The 22447-nt window shown below is 53.8% G+C and carries 23 protein-coding genes and 1 pseudogene; 5 read left to right on the forward strand and 19 right to left on the reverse strand.

The genetic code is table 11. From position 1 onward, the window contains the following. Window positions 1–70: 70 nt before the first annotated feature. Together radA and serB are read right to left on the reverse strand one after the other, a co-directional pair. Entirely contained in the window at window positions 71–1453 is a 1383-nt protein-coding gene (gene radA / locus AC3Y5R_RS04630) for a DNA repair protein RadA (protein WP_489920354.1), read from the reverse strand. A gap of 9 nt (window positions 1454–1462) precedes the next feature. Beyond that, a complete protein-coding gene (gene serB, locus AC3Y5R_RS04635; protein WP_489920355.1) occupies window positions 1463–2440 on the reverse strand; it encodes a phosphoserine phosphatase in 978 nt (325 codons plus the stop codon). A 116-nt stretch (window positions 2441–2556) separates the two neighbouring features. Between serB and AC3Y5R_RS04640 the strand changes: the two genes are divergently transcribed. Then, a complete protein-coding gene (locus AC3Y5R_RS04640) occupies window positions 2557–3234 on the forward strand; it encodes a YtjB family periplasmic protein (RefSeq protein WP_489920356.1) in 678 nt (225 codons plus the stop codon). 71 nt (window positions 3235–3305) lie between these two features. Here the strand turns inward: AC3Y5R_RS04640 and deoD are convergent, their stop codons facing one another. The 10 genes from deoD to AC3Y5R_RS04690 all read right to left on the reverse strand — a co-directional run bounded on the left by deoD (window position 3306) and on the right by AC3Y5R_RS04690 (window position 13465). Next, complete coding sequence (deoD, locus tag AC3Y5R_RS04645; protein WP_489920357.1) at window positions 3306–4025, reverse strand: purine-nucleoside phosphorylase; 720 nt, start codon at window positions 4023–4025, stop codon at window positions 3306–3308. Window positions 4026–4059: 34 nt separating this feature from the next. Then, complete coding sequence (gene deoB / locus AC3Y5R_RS04650) at window positions 4060–5283, reverse strand: phosphopentomutase (RefSeq protein WP_489920358.1); 1224 nt, start codon at window positions 5281–5283, stop codon at window positions 4060–4062. Between the two features lie 62 nt (window positions 5284–5345). Next, window positions 5346–6668: a thymidine phosphorylase gene (gene deoA / locus AC3Y5R_RS04655; RefSeq protein WP_489920359.1), complete on the reverse strand. Its 1323-nt coding sequence runs from the start codon at window positions 6666–6668 to the stop codon at window positions 5346–5348. A 15-nt stretch (window positions 6669–6683) separates the two neighbouring features. Next, complete coding sequence (gene deoC / locus AC3Y5R_RS04660) at window positions 6684–7463, reverse strand: deoxyribose-phosphate aldolase (RefSeq protein ID WP_489920360.1); 780 nt, start codon at window positions 7461–7463, stop codon at window positions 6684–6686. A gap of 297 nt (window positions 7464–7760) precedes the next feature. Further along, window positions 7761–8537 (reverse strand): TatD family hydrolase, encoded by a 777-nt coding sequence (locus AC3Y5R_RS04665; protein WP_489920361.1) that lies wholly within the window; start codon window positions 8535–8537, stop codon window positions 7761–7763. After that, window positions 8534–9586: a patatin-like phospholipase family protein gene (locus AC3Y5R_RS04670; protein ID WP_489920362.1), complete on the reverse strand. Its 1053-nt coding sequence runs from the start codon at window positions 9584–9586 to the stop codon at window positions 8534–8536. Before AC3Y5R_RS04670 ends, AC3Y5R_RS04665 begins: the two co-directional genes overlap by 4 nt. Window positions 9587–9776: 190 nt before the next feature. Beyond that, complete coding sequence (locus tag AC3Y5R_RS04675; RefSeq protein WP_013200641.1) at window positions 9777–9938, reverse strand: DUF1328 domain-containing protein; 162 nt, start codon at window positions 9936–9938, stop codon at window positions 9777–9779. A 130-nt stretch (window positions 9939–10068) separates the two neighbouring features. Next, window positions 10069–10683, reverse strand: coding sequence for a molecular chaperone OsmY (gene osmY, locus AC3Y5R_RS04680; protein WP_489920363.1), 615 nt, complete (start codon window positions 10681–10683; stop codon window positions 10069–10071). A gap of 304 nt (window positions 10684–10987) precedes the next feature. Next, entirely contained in the window at window positions 10988–12577 is a 1590-nt protein-coding gene (gene prfC / locus AC3Y5R_RS04685; RefSeq protein ID WP_489920364.1) for a peptide chain release factor 3, read from the reverse strand. A gap of 240 nt (window positions 12578–12817) precedes the next feature. Then, complete coding sequence (locus AC3Y5R_RS04690) at window positions 12818–13465, reverse strand: DNA-3-methyladenine glycosylase I (protein WP_489920365.1); 648 nt, start codon at window positions 13463–13465, stop codon at window positions 12818–12820. Between the two features lie 193 nt (window positions 13466–13658). On the opposite strand from AC3Y5R_RS04690, the gene yghU reads away from it, so the two are divergent. After that, entirely contained in the window at window positions 13659–14522 is an 864-nt protein-coding gene (yghU, locus tag AC3Y5R_RS04695; protein WP_489920366.1) for a glutathione-dependent disulfide-bond oxidoreductase, read from the forward strand. 171 nt (window positions 14523–14693) lie between these two features. On the opposite strand, the pseudogene AC3Y5R_RS04700 reads toward yghU, so the two are convergent. The 3 genes and pseudogenes from AC3Y5R_RS04700 to AC3Y5R_RS04710 form a co-directional block, all read right to left on the reverse strand. After that, window positions 14694–14973 (reverse strand): annotated as a pseudogene (locus tag AC3Y5R_RS04700) (type II toxin-antitoxin system RelE/ParE family toxin). A gap of 50 nt (window positions 14974–15023) precedes the next feature. After that, window positions 15024–15740, reverse strand: coding sequence for an SDR family oxidoreductase (locus AC3Y5R_RS04705; protein ID WP_489920367.1), 717 nt, complete (start codon window positions 15738–15740; stop codon window positions 15024–15026). A gap of 127 nt (window positions 15741–15867) precedes the next feature. After that, window positions 15868–16497, reverse strand: a complete 630-nt coding sequence (locus AC3Y5R_RS04710; protein WP_489920368.1) for a glutathione S-transferase family protein — start codon at window positions 16495–16497, stop codon at window positions 15868–15870. A 122-nt stretch (window positions 16498–16619) separates the two neighbouring features. On the opposite strand from AC3Y5R_RS04710, the gene AC3Y5R_RS04715 reads away from it, so the two are divergent. The 3 genes from AC3Y5R_RS04715 (at window position 16620) to AC3Y5R_RS04725 (ending at window position 19631) form a co-directional block, all read left to right on the forward strand. Next, entirely contained in the window at window positions 16620–17507 is an 888-nt protein-coding gene (locus tag AC3Y5R_RS04715) for a LysR family transcriptional regulator (RefSeq protein WP_489920369.1), read from the forward strand. Between the two features lie 117 nt (window positions 17508–17624). Further along, on the forward strand, window positions 17625–18392 hold the full coding sequence (locus AC3Y5R_RS04720; RefSeq protein WP_489920370.1) for an enoyl-CoA hydratase/isomerase family protein: 768 nt from the start codon (window positions 17625–17627) through the stop codon (window positions 18390–18392). A 102-nt stretch (window positions 18393–18494) separates the two neighbouring features. Next, window positions 18495–19631, forward strand: coding sequence for an alkene reductase (locus tag AC3Y5R_RS04725; protein ID WP_489920371.1), 1137 nt, complete (start codon window positions 18495–18497; stop codon window positions 19629–19631). A gap of 362 nt (window positions 19632–19993) precedes the next feature. Here the strand turns inward: AC3Y5R_RS04725 and AC3Y5R_RS04730 are convergent, their stop codons facing one another. The 4 genes from AC3Y5R_RS04730 to AC3Y5R_RS04745 all read right to left on the reverse strand — a co-directional run bounded on the left by AC3Y5R_RS04730 (window position 19994) and on the right by AC3Y5R_RS04745 (window position 22318). Continuing rightward, window positions 19994–20731 (reverse strand): metallophosphoesterase, encoded by a 738-nt coding sequence (locus AC3Y5R_RS04730; protein ID WP_489920372.1) that lies wholly within the window; start codon window positions 20729–20731, stop codon window positions 19994–19996. Between the two features lie 190 nt (window positions 20732–20921). Continuing rightward, window positions 20922–21116: a DUF6882 domain-containing protein gene (locus AC3Y5R_RS04735; RefSeq protein ID WP_489920373.1), complete on the reverse strand. Its 195-nt coding sequence runs from the start codon at window positions 21114–21116 to the stop codon at window positions 20922–20924. 190 nt (window positions 21117–21306) lie between these two features. Beyond that, entirely contained in the window at window positions 21307–21768 is a 462-nt protein-coding gene (locus tag AC3Y5R_RS04740) for a hypothetical protein (RefSeq protein ID WP_489920374.1), read from the reverse strand. Window position 21769: 1 nt separating this feature from the next. After that, complete coding sequence (locus tag AC3Y5R_RS04745) at window positions 21770–22318, reverse strand: RHS repeat-associated core domain-containing protein (RefSeq protein ID WP_489920375.1); 549 nt, start codon at window positions 22316–22318, stop codon at window positions 21770–21772. Window positions 22319–22447: the final 129 nt, after the last annotated feature.

The raw sequence follows: 22447 nt of genomic DNA on the forward strand, positions 1-22447 counted from the left end.
CAAATGCCTCCGGCATAACGGGCGGCATAAATTCCGCCGTTGCGATTACAATCCATTCAACGATAAATGGTCAGAGATCTTCCAGAATCGCCAGCGCGTCGGCCAGCTTTTTCACGCCATACACTTTCATGTTTTCCGGCACTTTTTTCGGCACGTTGGCCGCTGGCACAATCGCCCGGCGGAAACCATGTTTTGCCGCTTCGGAAATACGTTCCTGCCCGCTCGGCACCGGACGAATTTCTCCTGCCAGCCCCACTTCGCCGAATACCACCAGATCCTGCGGCAATGGCCGGTCACGCAGGCTCGACACCATCGACAGCATCAACGCCAGGTCCGCACTGGTTTCGGTCACCTTCACGCCACCCACCACGTTGACGAAGACGTCCTGGTCTGCCATCTGCAGGCCGCCGTGACGGTGCAGCACCGCCAGCAGGATCGCGAGACGGTTCTGCTCCAGCCCCACCGCAACGCGCCTTGGATTACCCATCATCGAATGGTCCACCAGAGCCTGAATCTCCACCAGCAGCGGCCGCGTGCCTTCCCACAGAACCATCACCGAACTTCCGGAGGTCACCTCTTCGCCCCGGCTGAGGAAAATAGCCGAGGGGTTGCTGACTTCGCGCAGGCCCTGCTCGGTCATGGCAAACACGCCCAGCTCGTTAACGGCACCAAAACGGTTTTTATGGCTGCGCAGCGTGCGAAAGCGCGAATCGGCATCGCCATCCAGTAACACAGAACAGTCGATACAGTGTTCCAGTACTTTCGGCCCGGCCAGCGAGCCATCTTTGGTAACGTGCCCCACCATGACGATTGCCACGCCGCGCGTTTTGGCGAAGCGGGTCAGATAAGCTGCGGTTTCACGAACCTGCGCCACGCTGCCCGGCGAAGACTGGATGTCTGCCATGTGCATCACCTGAATCGAGTCGATCACCATCAACTTCGGTTCTTCCTGCTCAGCAATCAGGCAGATCTGCTCGATGCTGGTTTCCGAAAGCATATTGAGGTTTTCAGTCGGCAGGCCAAGACGGTGCGCACGCATCGCCACCTGCTGCAACGACTCTTCGCCGGTGACGTAAAGCGTCTTCATTCCTTCAGCAAGTTTGCACAGGGTTTGCAGCAGCAGAGTACTTTTTCCTGCGCCGGGATTGCCCCCGATCAGAATAGCACTGCCGGGTACCACACCGCCGCCCAGTACCCGGTCAAACTCTTTAAACCCGGTGGAGAAACGGGGCAGCGCTTCCAGGCTGATATCCGACAGCTTCTGCACGCGACTGGTGCCCGCACTGCCCGCATAGCCTGAAAGCCGCTCGTTGCGGGCCACGGTTGGCGAAGCCGCCAGCCTGACTTCGGTGATGGTGTTCCAGGCGTGACAGGCGCTGCACTGCCCCTGCCAGCGTGGATAATCTGCGCCGCATTCGTTACAAACAAAGGCACGCTTTACCGCTTTGGCCAAATCTACCCCTTAACGCTCTTCATGGATCAGGCTGCCGCTGAGGATGCAGAACACCCCCATCAGATCGGCGTGACGGATAATGACTTCGGTTTTTTCATTGACTTTAGGCTTGGCATGATAAGCAATGCCCAGCGCAGAGGCCTGGATCATCGGCAGATCGTTGGCACCATCGCCGATAGCGACAGTTTGCTCTGGCGCGATTTCAAAGCGTTCCGCCAGAGCACGCAGCATGTCCGCTTTGTATTTTGCATCAACGATATCGCCCAGCACTTCACCGGTCAGTTTGCCATCGCGAATTTCCAGCACGTTGGCGGCAATCGCGGACAAATGAAGGGTATCACGCAGGTATTCTGCAAAATAAGTAAAGCCGCCGGAAGCGATAGCCACATGCCAGCCCAGCGCCTGCAATTTAGGCACCAGCGAAGTCAGACCCGGCATCAATGGCAGTTTGTCGCGAACCTGCTGCAGAATAGTGGCATCGGCATCTTTCAGCGTTGCCACGCGCTGACGCAGGCTGGCGGCAAAGTCGAGCTCGCCCCGCATTGCCCGCTCGGTCACTTCCGCCACCAGCTCGCCGCTGCCAGCCAGTTTGGCAATTTCATCAATGCATTCGATTTCGATGGCGGTGGAATCCATATCCATCACCAGCAGGCCCGGCGTTTTCAGATGCGGGATACGCCCCAGCGGTGCCACATCCAGCCCGGCTTCGTGGGCCAGTTTACTGGCACGCGGCGTCAGGGAACCGGCCAGGCGTACCACCTGATAGTCCTCCACCCGCCATGCGCTGACGATGACCATCGCCGCGCCCAGCTGATGCTGCAGCCCGGTGAGGACGCTTTTATCCAGGCTGCGCCCGTACAGAAGCCAGCCGGTGCGGCCAGCGCTGTAGTCCAGCGGCATCACTTCATCGCCGCTGAGAGAGAGGGGTAAACCCGGCCAGAGAGAGACATCGGAAGGCAGGTCGCACCAGGTCAGACTATTTGGCATTACAGCTCCTGTAGGGACATATTAACCACGCAAGAGGCTACCCTGTCAGGCCCGCTTCTGGCAACATAAAGCGTCGATACGGACGGTGGTTCGTTCATAAAGTGTGAAGGGTAAAGATGGCAAAGGCCAAACTAAAATTTCGTCTGCACCGCACGGCAATCGTGCTGATCTGCCTGGCCCTGCTGGTGGTGCTGATGCAGGGAGCTTCGTGGTTCAGTCTGGGCCACCAGATGGCACGTTCCGAGCAGGTGGAAGAGCTGGCCCGCACCCTGACCCGTCAGGTGGCCTTCAGCCTGACACCGCTGATGGAGAACAGCGAGGATAACCGCCAGAAAATTGAAGATATTCTGACGCAGCTGACCAAAGAGAGCCGCATTCTGGATGCCTCGGTTTATGACGATGATGGCACGCTGCTGGCCCACAGCGGCGAGACGATTAACGTGCGCGACAGGCTGGCGCTGGATGGTCAGCGGGCGGGCAGCTACTTCAACCACCAGCTGGTACAGCAGCTGGACAGCCCGGATGGTCCACGTGGCTTCCTGCGCGTTACGCTGGATACTCACGTGCTGGTGACGGAATCCAAGCAGGTGGATAACACCACCAATATCCTGCGCCTGATGATGCTGCTGGCACTGGCCATCGGCATTATCCTCAGCCGCACCCTGCTACGCGATCGCCGCACCCGCTGGCAGCAGTCACCCTTCCTGCTGACCGCCAATAATCCGGTGAAGGAAGACGATGACGAAAGCAGCGAAAGCAGCGAAAGCACGCCAGCAGAGCCTGAGAAACCCTGATCGGCCATCAGCGTGGACGCAGGAAGAAGGGAAAACTGGCCGCAGTATAGCGGCCAGTGGAGAGGTAATAATTACTCTTTATCGCCCAGCAGGACAGATTCCAGCGCGATTTCAATCATCTCGTTAAACGTGGTCTGGCGCTCTGCCGCCGTGGTCTGCTCACCACTGCGAATATGGTCTGACACGGTGCAGATAGCCAGCGCTTTCGCCCCGAACTCTGCCGCCACGCCATAAATACCGGCGGCTTCCATCTCCACGCCCAGAATGCCGTACTTCTCCATCACGTCGAACATCTGCGGGTCTGGCGTGTAGAACAGATCGGCAGAGAAGATATTACCCACGCGGGCCTTCACGCCCAGCGCCTTCGCCGCATCTACTGCGTTACGCACCATATCGAAATCAGCAATTGCCGCGAAATCGTGATCTTTGAAGCGCATACGGTTCACTTTTGAATCCGTGGAAGCGCCCATACCGATCACCACATCACGCAGTTTCACATCAGCACGCACCGCACCGCATGAGCCGACACGAATGATCTTTTTCACACCGAAGTCGGTGATCAGCTCTTTGGTGTAGATAGAGCAGGAAGGGATGCCCATTCCGTGGCCCATCACGGAAATTTTGCGGCCTTTATAAGTGCCGGTGTAACCCAACATGCCGCGCACGTTGTTAACTTCAACCGCGTCCTGCAGGAAGGTTTCCGCGATATATTTTGCACGCAGCGGGTCGCCCGGCATCAGTACCACGTCAGCGAAGTCACCCATTTCGGCATTAATATGAGGGGTTGCCATGTTTTATCCTTATTTGATCAGTAAGTTGCGCTGATTACAGCATGCTTTTGCCGTATTCCATATCGGAAAGACCAAAATACTTCGCCACCGTCTGGCCGATATCCGCGAAAGTGTCGCGGTAACCCAGCGAGCCAGGCTTCACGCCAGGGCCGTAGATCAGCACGGGGATATGCTCACGGGTGTGCTCGGTGCCCTGCCAGGTTGGATCGCAACCGTGGTCTGCGGTGAGGATCAGGATATCGCCCTCTTTCACCTGCGCCATCAATTCCGGCAGGCGACGGTCAAACAGCTCCAGGCCGCCAGCGTAGCCAGGAACGTCGCGGCGATGGCCCCAGGTGGAGTCAAAGTCGACAAAGTTGGTGAACACGATGCTGTTATCCGGTGCGACCTCCATCTCCTGAACAGTGGCGTCAAACAGCGCATCCAGCCCGGTCGCTTTCACCTTTTTGGTGATGCCAACGTGGGCATAGATATCCGCGATTTTACCCACGGAAACCACTTCGCCCTGCAGCTCATCCACCAGCTTTTTCAGGATGGTCGGTGCCGGGGGTTCAACAGCCAGATCGTGGCGATTGCCGGTCCGTTCAAAGTGCCCTGCTTTATTGCCAACAAACGGACGCGCAATCACACGGCCAATGTTGTAGCCGCCTTCAGTCAGCGCTTCACGGGCGATTTCACACAGCTGGTAGAGGCGCTCAAGGCCGAACGTCTCTTCATGACAGGCAATCTGGAATACCGAGTCGGCAGAGGTGTAGAAAATCGGCTTGCCGGTTTTCATATGCTCTTCACCCAACTGGTCGAGGATTACCGTCCCGGAAGAGTGGCAGTTGCCCAGATAGCCCGGCAGATCGGCCTTTTCCACCAGTTCATCCAGCAATGCCTGCGGGAAGCTGTTCTCTTTATCGGTGAAGTAACCCCAGTCAAACAGCACCGGCACCCCGGCTATTTCCCAGTGGCCTGACGGTGTGTCTTTGCCGGATGACAGTTCACTGGCCCAGGCGTAAGCCCCAATAATCTCAGCGTTCTTATCCAGACCCGGCGGGAACTTTCCGGTGGATTCTTCCGCGGCCTTGCCTAACCCCAATGCGGTGAGGTTGGGCAGATGCAGCGGCCCTTTACGTCCTTTGTCGGCTTCCCCTTTGAAGCACGCTTCGGCAATATGCCCCAGCGTATCCGACCCGGCATCGCCGAACTTGTCAGCGTCTTTACTGGACCCAATTCCAAAGGAATCGAGCACCATGATAAATGCACGTTTCATCCTGGTCTCCTGCGTCTTGAACGCGATGAGCTTAAATTTAATCGATCAGAACAGTATGACGCTTATCCGGCGATTCTGCGATAGATAACTGGCGTGGCAGCGGGCGCTTCTTCACTGAGCGTGATGGCCTGCCTGACCGCCGCAGCCGCTTCCTGCCAGCCGGATTCCGTGGCGGCATGGATCACTGCCAACGGCCGCTGGTTATCGACATAATCGCCCGACGGAGCCATTTCACTGAAGCCGACGCTGTAGTCAATGGTATCGCTGGCGCGACGACGACCGCCGCCCATAGCAACAACTGCCATCCCCAGCGCACGGGTATCCATGGCGCTGACAATGCCCGGCCGATCGGCGTAGACCGCCTTGCTGAGCATCGGTGCGGGCAGGTATTTATCCATATTTTCGATAAAGTCTGCCGGGCCTTTCTGCGCTTTAACCATGCGCGAGAACACTTCCGCCGCACGGCCGTTATCCAGCACCGCCTGAAGCTTTTTAGTCGCTTCATCGTTGTCTGCGGCCAGGCCGCCAGACACCAGCATTTCAGCACTCAGCGCCAGCGTGACTTCCAGCAGGCGCGGGTTGCGGTATTGGCCGGTGAGGAACTGCACCGCTTCACGCACTTCCAGCGCATTACCGGCGCTGGAGGCCAGCACCTGGTTCATATCGGTCAGCAGTGCGGTGGTTTTGCAGCCCGCGCCGTTCGCGACGCCGACAATCGCCTGCGCCAGCTGTTCTGACTGTTCAAAAGTTGGCATAAAGGCGCCGGATCCCACTTTCACATCCATCACCAGCGCATCCAGCCCCTCAGCCAGCTTTTTAGCGAGGATCGAAGCGGTGATCAGCGGAATGGAATCAACGGTGGCGGTAATATCGCGGGTAGCGTAGAAGCGCTTGTCGGCCGGAGCCAGCGAGTTGGTCTGCCCGATAATCGCAATACCCACCTCTTTGATCATGCGGCGGAAAGCTTCATCATCCGGAAAGATATCAAACCCAGGGATTGCTTCCAGCTTGTCCAGCGTGCCGCCGGTATGGCCGAGGCCACGCCCGGAGATCATCGGAACATAGCCACCGCAGGCCGCCACCATCGGGCCAAGCATCAGCGAGGTCACATCCCCTACGCCGCCGGTGGAGTGCTTATCCACCACCGGGCCGTTCAGTCCCAGGCTCTGCCAGTTCAGCACCAACCCTGAATCGCGCATCGCCATGGTCAACGCCACGCGCTCAGCCAGCGTCATATCGTGGAAATAAATGGTCATCGCCAGCGCGGCGATTTGCCCTTCTGAGACTGAATTATCACGGACTCCGTTGATAAAAAAACGGATTTCCTCTTCACTCAGCGCCTGGCCATCTCTTTTTTTTCGAATAATTTCTTGTGGCAGGAACACGTCGCCCCCCGGTGTTTAATAAGCTGAATCACTTTTCGCGCCGGAGAATCCCGCCGCATTTAACAGGCTGGCTAACAGGCTGGAGGCCCCGAAACGGAAGTGGCGTGCATCGGCCCATTCGCTGCCGAGGATCTCATCCGCCAGCTTCAGGTACACCGCAGCATCTTCAGCCGTTTTCACGCCACCGGCAGGCTTGAAGCCAACCTGGTGCCTAACGCCCATTTCAGCAATCACCTTCATCATAATTTCTGCGACTTCAGGCGTGGCGTTGACCGCGACCTTACCAGTGGAGGTTTTGATAAAATCAGCGCCTGCTTCGATAGCAATTTCAGAAGCTTTGCGGATCAGCTCGGCAGTTTTCAGCTCGCCGGTTTCGATAATCACCTTCAGCAGCACACCAGCATCGGCACAGGCTTCTTTACAGGCGCTGACCAGCTCATAACCCACTTCATCGTTACCGTCGATCAGAGCGCGGTAAGGAAAAACCACGTCCACTTCATCGGCACCGTAAGCAATAGCGGCGTGAGTTTCTGCCAGGGCGATGTCGATATCGTCATTACCATGAGGGAAGTTGGTCACGGTGGCGATGCGGATATCCGGCGTGCCCTGCTCACGCAGCGTTTTGCGGGCAATAGGGATAAAGCGCGGATAGATGCAGATGGCGGCAGTGTTGCCTGCCGGAGATTTGGCCTGGTGGCAGAGGGAGATCACCTTCGCATCGGTGTCGTCATCGTTCAGTGTGGTCAGGTCCATCAGTTTCAGCGCCCGGATGGCAGCTGCGGTTAAGTCGGTCATAATGCTCTCCACAGAAGAATGTTAAAATAATAACAGGCCAGACAGGTTGTTATCTGTGATAAATTTCACACACATGAATATGCAATTGCAGAGATTGTACATTATGCGTGACCAATATCACATAAGCACCCCTGCGACGGCCATCACTCCTTCCTGACAGACAGGCGAACCAGGATCGATCGGCAGAAAATGTTATAATTTTAACATTTCACACCCAGCATAACAGAGGCAGGTTACAGTATGCCCTGCGATGGCAGCCCGTTTCAGGATGGAAGAGGTATTTAAGAGTTTAGCCAGTCAGAGACGAAACAGCTGACGGGTATTTTCACGAAGGGTTTCAGCAATTTCCTGCGGGGATTCTTCCCGGATGTCACACAGGCTCTGCCAGACATTTCTGAGCCGCTCAGGGCGGTTTGGCTGGCCCTGGAAGCCCTGCAGCGGCATATCCGGTGAATCCGTTTCCAGCAGCAGCGAGCTTAGCGGCAGGCGGGCAATGGCATTGCGGGTTTTAGTGGCGCGCTCATAGGTGATGGTACCGCCAACGCCAATGGCATAGCCCGCACGGATAAAGGCCAGTGCCTGCTGCTCACTACCGGCAAAACCATGCACCACGCCGCGCCGGGGAAGATCGAGTTTACGCAGATGCATCGCCAGCTTGTCGTGAGTCCGTCGGGAGTGGAGTATAACGGGCAAATCGTAGTCCCGGGCCAGCCGCAGCTGCGCATCCAGCACCGCCTGCTGCTTATCAAATTGCGGATTGTCGATGTAGAGATCCAGACCGATTTCGCCAATCGCCACCAACTTTTCCGGCTGCTGCTTCAGATAACGTTCGAGCAGCTCAAGGTGCGAGTCATCATGCTGCGCTATAGCCATCGGGTGAGTGCCCAACGCGGCATACAGTGGCGGCCAGCGTTCAGCCAGCGCCATCACGCCTTTAAAACGATCCGCCGCGACACCCACGACAATGATTTTCTCCACACCGGCTTCCGCCGCCAGCCGCAGGCTTTGTTCTTCATCGCCACAGAACGGCTCGAAGTCAAAATGACAGTGCGTGTCGACGAAAGAGGGTGTCATGCCAGAGAGCCTTTACCGTAATCGGCGTCATTTTCTGCCAGCGGGTCGAGGATGATCCCCTGATGATCCGGTTCATTCGCCACCGGTGCGGCAGGAACCACAGGTTGCTGACTGACCAGTGCGTCACTCTCCTGCAGCCACTGGCCGAGAGTGGCGAGGAAATAGCGGCCACAGCGGCGGCCAAGATGATAATCCTGGTTCAGCGAGGTAACGCGACTGCCAAGCGCCATGCTTGCCAGCGCATGAGGCGGGAAAATTTCAATAATATTCAGCTTGCCGGGCGGCTTCTCGATAAATTCCTGCGTCTGGCGATAACTATCTTCATGAAGATGCATGATGTTGACCAATGGTTGCAGCGCACTTTCACCGAGCCAGCGCTCAATACGCTTCAGCCACTGCGGCGTATACGTCATCTGCGAAGGCACCGTGCGGATCACCACGATGGTTTCAGCGCCACGCCGGGCGGCTTCACGCACCGGAATTGCATCGCTAATGCCGCCATCCAGATAGCTGATCCCATCCAGATCGACACCGGGCCGGTACATACCAGGAATCGCGCTGGAGGCTTTAATGATATTCAGCCAGTTTGCCGCCGTTGGCGCGAAGTACCCCGGTGAGTAGTCGTCGCTGCGGCAGGCACACATATAGAATTCACGACCCGAGGAAAACATCTTCTCCCCTGCCGCCATCGCCAGCGGAAACTCTTTCGCGGTCACGTCCACCAGCCAGTCCAGATCGATCAGATGTCCTCCGCGCACAAAGCGCAGAGGATCAAAGAACAGTTTACTGGTGGTATAACGTGTGATTACCCGCCGGGCATAACCGGCCTGGCCGCAGACATAAGCAGAGAGGTTTTGTGCTCCGGCAGAAGTGCCCAGCATCAGATCGAAGGGATTGAAGTCAGCCCGCTGAAATTCATCCAGTACGCCAGCGGTGAAGATACCGCGCTGCCCACCGCCTTCGCAGACCAGGGCCAGTTTACCCGGACGAAAAGGAGTTAACGCCAGCGGCTCAATATTGCCGAGGGTGATGGGAATGCGTCTGCCCAAAATCGGTATCCTCAGGAGAATGAATGAACTGAGGATACGCCCAAAGCGGTAAAACTGTTTGGCGCTTGTTGCTCTTATTGTTGTCACTTTGTTACAAACAACAACAACAAGGGAGAAAGGATGCTGCTGGCGGGCCATACAGCCCGCCGCTTAATACCCGTTCATAACGGGTATTAACTGTTGGCAGGCTCTATAATTTCTTCCTGCCGGTAAACAGGCTGATCAGGAAGATAATGATACCCACAACAAAGACAATTTTAGCTGCCCATGCGGCCGTACCAGCAAGACCACCAAATCCTAACGCTGCTGCGATGAGCGCGATAATCAGAAAAATAATACCCCAACGAAACATAAGCCTCTCCTTACCCTATAGTGAAAATCGAACTGCTTGTATTATTAACTCCAGCCGTTTAAGGCCTGACTTTATAGTCTTAAACAGTCAACACGGAGCCGCACCGTCAACCGGGCGGCCCGCATCAGCGTTAAGATTTTACAGTGAGATCGTTTTTAACGCTTTTCACGCCATCAATCGCTTTGGCGATCCCTTCGGCACGTTCAGACTGTGCCTGGGATTTCACCGTACCGGACAGCTGAACCACACCGTTGGTGGTTTCAACCTTCACATTTCGTGACGGAACGATGTCATCCGCTAACAGTTTAGCTTTAATTTCGCTGGTCGTAGCCGCGTCTCCGGCATAACCACTTACGCTGGCTTTAGTGCTGTCTTTAACGTGCAGTTTGTCGCTGACTGATTTAACACCCTCAACTTTTTTCGCCGCTGCAACCGCCAGTTCGGCCTGGTCCTGCGACGGAACAAAACCACTGAGCGTCACGACGCCGCTGTGAGTTTTAACTGAGATATCAGTGCTTTTAATCGCGTCGTTATCCACCAAGGCCGCTTTCACCTTGGCGGTCACGCCGCTGTCATCCATGTATCCACCGACTTTTTTCATAGAACTATCGATTTTTGAACCCGCGCTGTCGGCAGTGTTTTGCGCTTTTGTTGACATGGAGTCATCCGCCATTGCAGAGCCACCCATCAGTGCAGAACCAACCAGTACAGCCATCAGAGTTTTTGCAATCTTAGTCTTGTTCATCGATTTGTATCCTTCTTCATGTTGATGCACTCACAACTGTGAGCTTTCAGCCACAAACGGCGTGACTGTAGTGGTAAGACGTTGCAGCTACCGCGCCGCATATTTTGCGTCCTGTAAAAATAAATATAGACGGTAATCAGGATTTCACCGCTGCTTGTGGTTGATATGATGGATAAATGGCCAAACCAGAGGTTTTTTAAGAGGAGTCTGTAAGCGGGAAAGCGGCAGAAGAATGAAGAATTTATGGCAAAAAAAGCGGTGCAACCTGCACCGCTTCTGAGTATAGCTGAACTTTGCTAATGCATTAATGTTCGCGGGTTTTCCGGAACACTACGTCAGGATAACGCTCCTGGGTAATGTTCAGGTTTACCATGGTTGGTGCAATATAAGTCAGGTTATCACCGCCATCCAGCGCCAGGTTAACTTCGTTCTTACGCTGGAACTCATCGAACTTCTTCACGTCGCTGCATTCGACCCAGCGGGCGGTGGAGACGTTAATTGCTTCATAGATGGCTTCAACGTTGTACTCGCTCTTCAGACGGGCAACCACCACATCGAACTGCAGCACACCAACCGCGCCCACAATCAGATCGTTATTGTGAACCGGGCGGAACACCTGTACCGCTCCCTCTTCAGAGAGCTGGACCAGCCCTTTCAGCAACTGTTTCTGCTTCAGCGGGTCACGCAGGCGAATACGACGGAAAAGCTCTGGCGCGAAGTTCGGAATACCGGTGAACTTCATGTTCTCGCCCTGGGTGAAGGTATCCCCAATCTGGATGGTGCCGTGGTTATGCAGCCCGATGATGTCGCCAGGATAGGCTTCTTCAACGTGCGAACGGTCACCGGCCATAAAGGTCAGCGCATCGGCAATCACCACATCTTTGCCCAGCCGGACCTGACGCAGCTTCATGCCTTTTTCGTACTTGCCGGATACCACGCGCATAAAGGCCACGCGGTCGCGGTGTTTCGGGTCCATGTTTGCCTGGATCTTGAAGACAAAGCCGGTAAATTTCTCATCGGCGGCGGTCACGGTGCGGAGGTCTGTCTGACGCGGCATTGGAGACGGCGCCCACTCCACCAGGCCATCCAGCATATGGTCAACGCCGAAGTTACCCAGCGCGGTACCAAAGAAGACCGGGGTCAGTTGACCGGCAAGGAATGCTTCCTTCTCAAATTCATGAGAAGCACCCTGCACCAGCTCCAGCTCTTCACGCAGCTGGGCAGCCAGTTCTTCACCGATGGCTGCGTCCAGATCGGGGTTATCCAGCCCTTTCACCACGCGAACTTCCTGAATGGTGTGGCCTTTACCGGACTGATACAGGTAGGTTTCATCTTTATAGAGATGGTAAACCCCTTTGAACAACTTGCCGCAGCCGATTGGCCAGGTGATCGGTGCGCAGGCAATTTTCAGCTCGCTTTCCACTTCATCCAGCACTTCCATCGGATCGCGGATATCGCGGTCAAGTTTGTTCATAAAAGTCAGGATCGGCGTGTCACGCAGACGGGTAACTTCCATCAGCTTGCGGGTACGATCCTCAACGCCTTTGGCTGCATCAATCACCATCAGACAGCAGTCGACCGCCGTCAAAGTACGGTAGGTATCTTCGGAGAAGTCTTCGTGCCCGGGAGTATCCAGCAGGTTAACCAGGCATTCGCGATACGGGAACTGCATCACCGAGGTGGTGATGGAGATACCACGTTGCTTTTCCATCTCCATCCAGTCGGATTTCGCATGCTGGCTGGAGCCGCGGCCTTTTACCGTACCGGCAGTCTGGATAGCCTGCCCGAACAGTAACACCTTCTCGGTGATCGTCGTTTTACCGGCATCCGGGTGGGAAATAATAGCGAAGGTGCGGCGACGAGCCACCTCCTGCATAAAGGGTGCATTAGACATGAACAAACTCTATCTGGAGCTGTGCCGCCGTTACGCCCTGGCGTAGTGGCAATCACAGACGATTAATCATCAATGGCGGGCATTTTCGCCGATCCGGGCGTCATACACAATCCGCAACGCCGTGTAATGCGCAGAAAGCAAAGACAGGCCGAAAAGCAGGATGCTTTGCCCGGAGCGTTTGCAGCAATTTTGCGGCGGGGTTTCGATTTCTACACTGGCATTGCCTCTGGAGAGTTTGAGTCAAACCGGGCGCTGAAGAGTGCGCCGTGCTTCTTCAAATTTATCCCGGCACTGGCAGCCTGCAATATGATCGTTAATCAGCCCCAACGCCTGCATCAGTGAATAGGTCGTGACCGGGCCAACCCACGTCCAGCCCCGCTTCTTCAACGCTTTTGACATCTTCACCGCTTCGGGCGACGTTTTGGTATTTTTCCAGTATTCCAGATCGACGATGGCAGGACGTTCCTGCTCTGCAGGCTCAAACTGCCAGAACCAGGCAGCCAGCGATCCGGCTTCATCGACCAGTTCGATGGCACGCATTGCGTTATTGATGGTGGAGAGAATTTTGGCGCGATTACGCACGATGCTTTTGTCCTCCATCAGGCGGGCAACATCTTCTTCGGTAAACTGCGCGACCTTATGGAAGTCGAAATCCTGAAAAGCGCGGCGGAAATTCTCACGCTTGTTATAAATCAGCTGCCAGGACATGCCGGAATGAAACCCTTCCAGGCACACTTTCTCAAACAGCCGCCGGTCATCCACCACCGGCTTGCCCCATTCATTATCATGATAGTCCGGCATTGAGGGCTGCCAGTAGCAGCAGACACGGCCATCGTCGGTCAGGATCAGTCCGGCGGCCATCAGGTCAGCCAGATAATGCTCGTCCATGCGGTTTCTCCGGGTTCGTTGAGGCGGGATTGCTCTTCGAGGATAAACGCGGCAGCCCCTGCAATGCTATACCTGACATTCGATGTAACAACCGCTTTTGGTCTTTTGCGGGGATCGACGCTATTTTTAGTCCACCACAGCGCGGCATCCTTTACGGTACCGCGCCACACTATGAAAAAGGGAAACTTCGGTTATGAGCAACAATGACTATCAGCCAGCCAAAGTCTGGACAGAGAACAAAGGCACGGGCGGCACCTGGGGCAGCATCAACCGTCCGACCGCCGGAGCCCGTCACGAAGCGACTCTGCCGACAGGCATTCACCCTTTGCAGCTCTACTCAATGGGCACGCCAAACGGCCAGAAGGTCACCATCCTGCTGGAAGAGCTGCTGGCGCTGAACGCAGGTGCAGAATATGACGCGCATCTGATCCGCATCAGCGAGGGCGATCAGTTCTCGTCCGGCTTCGTTGATGTGAACCCTAATTCCAAGATCCCGGCACTGCTGGATGTGTCGACCATGCCACCGACCCGCGTGTTTGAATCCGGCGCGATCCTGCTCTATCTGGCAGAAAAATATAGTCATTTCCTGCCGAAAGATCCGGCTGGCCGCACCGAAACGCTGAACTGGTTGTTCTGGCTGCAGGGTTCCGCGCCCTACCTGGGCGGTGGATTCGGGCACTTCTATAACTACGCGCCGGAGAAAATTGAGTACGCTATCGACCGCTTCACCATGGAAGCCAAGCGTCAGTTAGACGTGCTGGATCGTCAGTTGGCGGAGCACCGTTATATCGCAGGGGAAGAGTACACCATTGCTGATATCGCAATCTGGCCATGGTATGGCGCGTTGATAAAAGGACAGGTGTATAACGCCGCCGAGTTCCTGGATGCTGGTTCCTATAAAAACCTGCAGCGCTGGGCCGATGAAATTGCCCAACGTCCTGCCGTCCAGCGCGGCCGCATCGTCAACCGCACCTGGGGCGAGCCTTCAGAGCAGCTGCGCGAACGTCATGATGCGTCTGACTTTGATCTGCGTACCGAGGATAAGCTGGCGAAGTAAAGGCTACAGGTCTCGTCAATAAAAAGGGCATCTCTCAGGATGCCCTTTTTGCTTTATCGCGCGTGTAACACCGAGTGCTTTTGCCGCCTCAGTTACCGAGACCTCACTAAGATACTCACGAAGCACTAAGCCAGGATGAGCCGGGTTAAACATTTTGGTCATCTTATTACCTCAGTGGTAATCCTGATAAGCGACAAGAACGGTGTCTTCGCCATCAAAAAGTGAACGTCAGCCGCCAGCTTCCATTAACGAAAATCGCCCAGCGGCCGGTCAATCCACCTTTTAGTGGGTGTAATTTCCAGCCGGGAGCACTCATGTCACCGGGACGTTTGGCTGCATTTACCGTGGTGAGTTGCAGATTCAGTTTTACAGCATGCTTTTCCTGAATCCCCGCAGTTGAGCCAGTGTAGAAAAACTGTTCAAGACCTTTGTGCCTGAAGGATTTGATCATATACCCATCCATGCGTATAGCGAAACTACACACCTCAGAACGCCAGGTTTTCAGAAAATTAAGTTTCCTGTCGATGCGCCGCCATCCACATACAGTGTCTGCCCGGTCATAAAGGCCGCATCCTCTGACATCAGAAAAGCAATGGTTGCCGCGATTTCGTCTGGTTTGCCAAATCGCTTCATTGGCACACCTTTAAGATATCTCTCTTCACCCACGCTCCCCGGTGGATTGTTCGCCCGAAACAGCTCCGTTTCAGTTGGCCCCGGCGCAACCCCATTCACTGTTATGCCTGTCTGAGCGAGTTCGAGTGCCCAGTTACGGGTAAAGCTAATCAGTGAGGCTTTTGCAGCAGCATAAGCGGTGCGTTCTACACTTCCGAGTACCGTAAGGCTGGAGATATTGACTATCCTTCCCCAGCGCCGGTCTTTCATGCCAGGGAGTATGGCCTGGGTTCCCTGTATTGCCGGGTAGAGATTAACGCGCAGAACCTCTTCGAAAGAGGTTAAGTCGATCTGACCGAGACGCTGTGGCTTAACCAGCCCCACATTGTTGACGATCCCATCAAATGCGTATTGCTGGCTTAACTCCTCAAAGGTTCTTTGTGTCTGCTGAATGTCGGCAAGATCTGCGCTGATTAAAGTACCGGGGAAATACTCCGAAGCTCCCCGAGCGATCCCTACAACATGATGACCCGCATCGGTCAGTCTGTGAGCCAATGCCAGCCCGATACCTTTACTTGCACCCGTAATTAAAAAGGTTCTTTTCATAATTTACTCCGGTTAATCACTTCTGGCATATCCTGCAAGAGTTCAGGATGGGTTTTGCTGGTCAGGGATGCGTCGTAAAAAAGGTGGCATCTCTTTTTGCTTTGGCTGTAAAGGCAAACAATACTGACTATGGAGCAAGCGCGTTAACGCGCTGAACCGCACGCTGAACGGCTGGCCGATCAACCACCTCATTAAACCAGCGAGCCACATGCGGGGCGCTCTCAATGCTTACCCCAGCGAATTCCCGACGCCAGAGCCAGCCAAAGTGTGCAATATCAGCAATGGTGAACTCCTCCCCGGCAACGAAATGGTGTTTAGCCAGAACGTTGTCCAGTACATGCAAGGTGCGGTCCGCTTCTGTAGTGAAGCGCTCAATCGCAAGCGGCTGTGGTTCAGATGCCTGACGCTGAAAGAATCCTGCCTGCCCAAAAGCTGGCCCCAGTCCTGAAGCATGAAAGAAAAGCTGCTCAAACACCCGGGATCTTGCCGTGCCTGAAGCGGGTAGAAGCTTTCCGGTTTTTTCAGCCAGATAAATGAGGATTGCCGCAGACTCTGTCAGAACCAACGGCTCAGATGAAGCGCTGGTATCGACAAGCACGGGGACTTTGCCATTGGGGTTCAGGGCGAGAAATTTGGCCGTTTTCTGTTCTCCTTTACGCACATTCACCGCGTGCAAAAAATACTTCAGACCGAGTTCTTCCAGCACGACAGGCACTTTGATGCTGTTGGGCGTGGCGAATGCATAAATTTCAATCATGGTCATTTTCCTGCTGAGTTTTTGTCAGGCCAGCCCTGACAAGCTGAAAACAATGATGGCTGGCCCCTCTAAGGAATGGTAGGTAAGCTGGTGGGATAACATCTATTCTTAAGAGGAATAACATGGATCGATTTCAGGCAATGGCAACCTATATTCGGGTAGTCGACACAGGCTCTTTTTCTGCTGCAGCCCGACAACTTAATGTCGGTCAGCCTGCGGTATCTAAAATCGTTGCCCAGCTGGAGTCACGATTACAGACCCGTTTGCTGACCCGTTCAACCCACGGTCTGACACCAACCGAGGCCGGACAGCGCTATTACGAGCGGGCACGGGCAGCCCTGCAGGAAGCCGACGAGGCTGAGCTGGCCGCCAGAGGAGCAGGAAAAGGGTTATCCGGAAAACTGCGGATTTCAGCCGCAACCACTTTTGCCCGGCTCCATATCATTCCTCAGCTCCCGGCGTTTCTTAATGAGCACCCGGAACTGGATGTCGACGTGATTCTTGATGACAGAGTGATCGATCTTATTGCTGAAGGTATCGATGTCTCACTGCGCATGGGGAATTTGCCCGACTCGGGTGTCGTAGCGCGAAAGCTGGCAACGGGTCCCCGCTCGGTGATTGCCACGCCGGGCTATCTCTCTAAAAAAGGTGAGCCAGAAACCCCGGCCGGGCTCGCAGAGCATGAAGCCATCCTCTACAACCCACAGCCCAGCCCCTGGACATTTACACGCCAGGGTGCGGTTGTTTCCGCCGCCGTAAGCGGTCGCATTCGCGTCAGCGCCGCTGAAGGACAGCGAGCTGCCGTGCTGAGTCATATGGGGTTGTGCATTGCCTCCGACTGGATGTTTGCAGACGAATTAAGGAACGGGACTGTCCGGAAGGTGCTGATGTCATGGCAACTGCCCTCTATCGACCTGTGGGCCGTTTTCCCTAACGGCCGTCTGACCAGCGCCAAGGCGCGGCAATTTGCGGGTTTTGTCGAATCTATCATGGCGGAAAAGGAGAAATAGTCATTCCACAGAGGAATATTTGTTATCTGATCTTGAGGCGATCCCAACTCTAAGGGAATGGAATATTGTTGTTTCATGGCCAGCCACTCCGGACTGGTAACAACAAGGATCGCCATCATGTCAACATTTGAAACTTATCGTACTGCTTTCCCAAACGCCCTTCTTACCCGTAAAGCAAATGGCGTACTGGAAGTGAAACTCCACACTGACGGTGAAAAACTGATTTTCGATGGGCATACCCATGAGCAGTTCGTTGAGTTGTTCCATGCCATCGGTGAAGACCGTGGTAACCGCGTGATTATCCTTACCGGCTCGGGTGATGCCTTTATGGATGCAATCAGCCCGGAAGGATTTGTTTTTTTTACTCCAACAGGTTTCGACAAAATTCTGCGCGAAGGCAGAAAGGTGCTGAGCAACATTCTGGATATTGAAGTTCCGATGATTAGCGCGCTGAACGGTCCGGTTCTGCTTCACAGCGAGTATGCCCTGCTGACCGATACCATTCTGGCCACCCCGGAAACCGTTTTCCAGGACAAGCCGCATTTCGAATTTGGGATTGTCCCCGGTGACGGCGTTCACATTCTGTGGCCAGAAGTCATTGGCTCAATTCGCGGCCGCCACTTCCTGCTGACCCGTCAGGTGCTGGATGCGGAAACGGCAAAGGACTGGGGTGTGGTTAACGAAATTGTGCCAGCTGATAAGCTCCTGGCCCGCGCCCATGAAATTGCCGACGGGATCGCGGCCCTTCCCCCACTGACCTCGCGCTATACCCGGATTGCACTGACTCAGCGTCTGAAGCGTCTGGTAGATGAAGGCCTGGGTTATGGCCTGGCGCTGGAAGGCATCAGTGCGGCCCAGGTTGCGCACACCATGGCCCAGCAGTAAATCCCGGACAGACATTCCGGATTTTCAGTATTACTGAATTCATTTTGATACAGAGAAAGAGCCTCCTTTGTGTGGGCTCTGGCTCACCGTGGAGAACACAGGATGAAAACGTTATTCTCGCCTGTCACCGCAGGAAAACTGCAGCTGGATCACCGTGTCGTCATGGCACCCACCACTCGTATGAGAACCGTGCAGGGCGGCATCCCTGGGGACCTTATGACTGAGTATTACCGCCAGCGTGCAAGTCGCGGCGGGCTTCTTATCGCGGAGGCCACGGCGGTTTCGCCCTTTGCAAATGCTTATGAAGACGCACCGGGCATCTTTACTGATGAGCAACAGGCGGGATGGCAGCATCTGGTGGAGGCCGTACACGCCCGTGGCAGTCAAATCGTGCTGCAGCTCTGGCATCCGGGTCGTCAGTCTCTGCCTGAACTGTCATCAGGACGTCAGCCCATAGCGCCTTCCGCACTCATCGCGAGAGACACCTATGGTGTGGTCAGAAATGAGCAGGGAGCCTATGAGGGTAAACTTTTCCCGGCCCCACGCGCGCTTGAACTGGATGAAATTCAGCAACTCATGGATGAATTACGCCAGGCAGCCATTCGGGCAAGAGCCGCAGGATTTGATGGTGTAGAACTCCATGCAGCGAATGGTTATTTGCCCGAACAGTTTCTTCTGGACGGCAGTAACCAGCGCACCGACAGCTATGGCGGTTCACTTGAAAACAGGGCGCGCTTTCTGCTTGAGTCCGTTGACGTCCTGACGGATGTCTGGGGTCCGGGACGTGTTGCTGTACGCATCTCTCCAAGCGGTATATATGGTGATATGCATGACAGCGATCCATCGGCCACCTTCCGTTATCTTGCAGAGCAGCTGAATCGCTCAGAACTGGCCTATCTGCATATCATTGAGCCCCGCATCGTGGGACCGGATGACAGGGAAGCGGGCCATTATGCGGAGCCGGTCGCCAGCCGCGATTTACGCGCTTTTTATCAGGGGAAAATTATTGCGGCGGGCGGCTTTAAGCCGGAGGATGCCGAGGAAACGTTGCAAAAAAATGAGGCCGACCTGATTGCTTTTGGTCGTTTGTTCACCTCAAATCCAGACCTTCCGGATCGTATCCGTCATGCATTTCCCCTTGCTGCGTACAACCGTGACGCCTTTTTTGGCGGAGACGAACGAGGTTACACCGATTTTCCAGCTTATAAGCCATTAGCTACAAAAGTACTGTTGGTCTGACTATAACGTCTCGGGTAATGGACCTTAAGGCATTATCAGCAATCCGGCATTGATACAAATGCCGGACTTCTTTTGAATAATACACCGTTCAAAAAGGTCCATTTTTCAACTTAGCCAATATGTCCGTTTATCGCTGACCTGCTTAACGCGGTCCGGGTCACGAAAAACGTGTTCTTTTCATTCCCTGTGGAGAGCGGTGGCCAGATGGCAGCTTTATCACAGGCAAAACCTGCGGTCTCTCAGTGAATGTACTTCAGCGCTTGAGCTTCAACAACGCGGGTTTGATGAGGATGTTGCTCTCTGTCTTGAAGTGGATGCAATTGAGCTGGCGTGCCAGTTGTATGGTGATTTTTATGCGCCAATTAAACGCATACGTGATGGCTGGTAAGAACGTTACTGGTGTAGCGGTGAATCATTAACGCAGGAGGATCACTTGCAGGAGGAACATTTTCTGTTCCAAACCATACAGGATTGGCCGGACAGACGGAGCCACAAATATAAGCCGGAATACCCCCAAACGTGCCTGCTACAGGTCTGTGCACGTGTCCGGCAGAAATGGCCAGCAATCTGGCCGGTGTGCGTCTAATCAGCTTGTCCAGCTTACCCAACCCTCGGCACATCGTTTCATCCAACGTTAGTATACCGGATGCAAACAGGTGATGATGCATAAACAGCAACGCCGGGGAGCCGCCTGCATCGCTTAGATGTTTATCCAGCCATTCGAGGTGATCGGTCACGCTGCCATAATCCTGTGCATCAACCGTCGAATCCAGACCAACCAATCGCAGGCCGCCGATATCATAATTGAAGTGCAGGGCTTCAGTGTACGTATCATGCGCCCATCTGTTCTCACCCCATACCGCTCGCATCAAACGGCGATCGTCTGAATTCCCCGGCAGGACTAACGAAGGGTAATTCTGCTGTTTCAGTCGGGCAGCTATCTGTTTATAACCTTCATGCCAATTCCCATCTGTAAGATCGCCGGTAAGAACCAGGATGTCCGGACGCAGATGCGCAAGCCAGGTGAGCACCCGATCAAACCGCTGTAAGTGATCATTTTCAGATGAGGCGTGAATATCTGAAACCTGCGCTATCAGCATAAAGCCCCCGAAGAATTTAACCTGGAGATCAAGTCAGGAATTAATCCCAATGCAAGAGTATTACTCAAGATTATGACTCTGATTGCAATCTCAGTAGATTCTTTACCTGCACAGCAGACATGAGCAACATTTTAAGATTAATGAACCTGATGTCAGGGTAAACCGTAATGGCTACCAGGGGTGTTTGCACTTAATCCTTTTTGTTTATCGTCACCTGGCCATAGACCATGAGCACCCGAGTTGTACCTGACGAACCACTATAACCGCCCTGACCATCATTGAGGTAACAGGCAAGAGCAGTAAACTCCCAAGTATTATCCATGGTCGCAGCAATTTTGCGTGTGGTCAGCTCCTCCCTCCCGTATTGCTCACCAAAGCTGCGCACACGTCGGGCTAATTATCCAGGTGACTCACTTACCGATGGATGGTCCCATCCCCATAATCAGGTACCGTCTTCAGTATCGTAAGTACCGACTACTTGCACTGGTGCGGTTATCACCATTTATTTGAAACAAAAATTCCCCACATGATGTAAGCGCCTAAACTTATAAAAAATTAAACCCCTAACAGATTATTTATAAAAAACAGGCGCACATCTCACTTATTTTTTTGTTTTCCAAATAATAGTCAAGATATTTTTTAGGTCGCCCCTTAAAAGCTCGTTCTTTCCCGTATTTGTAGGCAGTATCAAACAATCTTAATGCTTCATCAAATTCATTCAACTCGAAACATACTATCCCAAGGGCAATTAACGGCCCCGTGTTATTACCAGAATCACCTGATTCTGTTTGTTTTTTAGCCCATATTTTGGCCTCAAGATATTTTCCCAATTTAAAATAAGCTGTATAGAATGAACCAGCAAGCCAGGAACTAAGCATTTCCCACTCGAGTTTTGGCTCAGGCATTACCTCCCAAGCTTTTTTGTATAAAGAAATAGCATGTTCATACTCCCCCCCTGAACTTAATTCGTTACCTTCTTCAATGATTGAAATTATTTCCTCTTCCAACTCTGGAATATTTTCACTAAGTTCATTCACTTTATAACACCTCATTAAAGTATTGTGACATCTCTGCTGAATCAATAAATTCGGAAGGATCTTTGTATGTTTCCAACAACATTGCACCTTGAGACCGATTATGTCCGTAATATTCTAATTCATAATTATTAGGGCCACGCATCCAAGTCCTGATTTCTTTGGCTTTGGCACCATAGAAGCCACCTCTTTTGTTCCAATAAGATACTGCATCAGTAAGATGGGCCATATCAGCATCTTCAACAAGATACCATTTGCCATTTGTTGAGCTCTTAAATCGCATATCGTCACCTGCACCACGAATCCTACCTTCCGCACGCATTCTCTCAATAACGGCTCTACCAGTTCGCGATTTTTTACCTGGTGTTCTTCCCATATATTGAAGTCGGCAACTTTTCCACCCCAGCGGATCAACCCAGGTCATCGGGTCAGTCACATAGGCATAAGTATTCAACCCACCAGCCAACCCAATAGGATCAAGCTGGGTAAACCTGCCCGCCACCGGCGTCGTAATACCGGAACAGATTGTAGTGAAGCCCGGTTGATTCGGCACCTGCGGTGCCTCACCCCTTCGGGGCCATCGCTGAAGCGATGTTCAAATTTGCTAAAGCAAATTAGTCCCTGTCCGGGTAATGGCCCTGGAAACGCAGGTTCTGCTGTACCGACTGAAAGCCTGTTGAGG

This window comes from Erwinia sp. 009765445 (assembly GCF_058137865.1).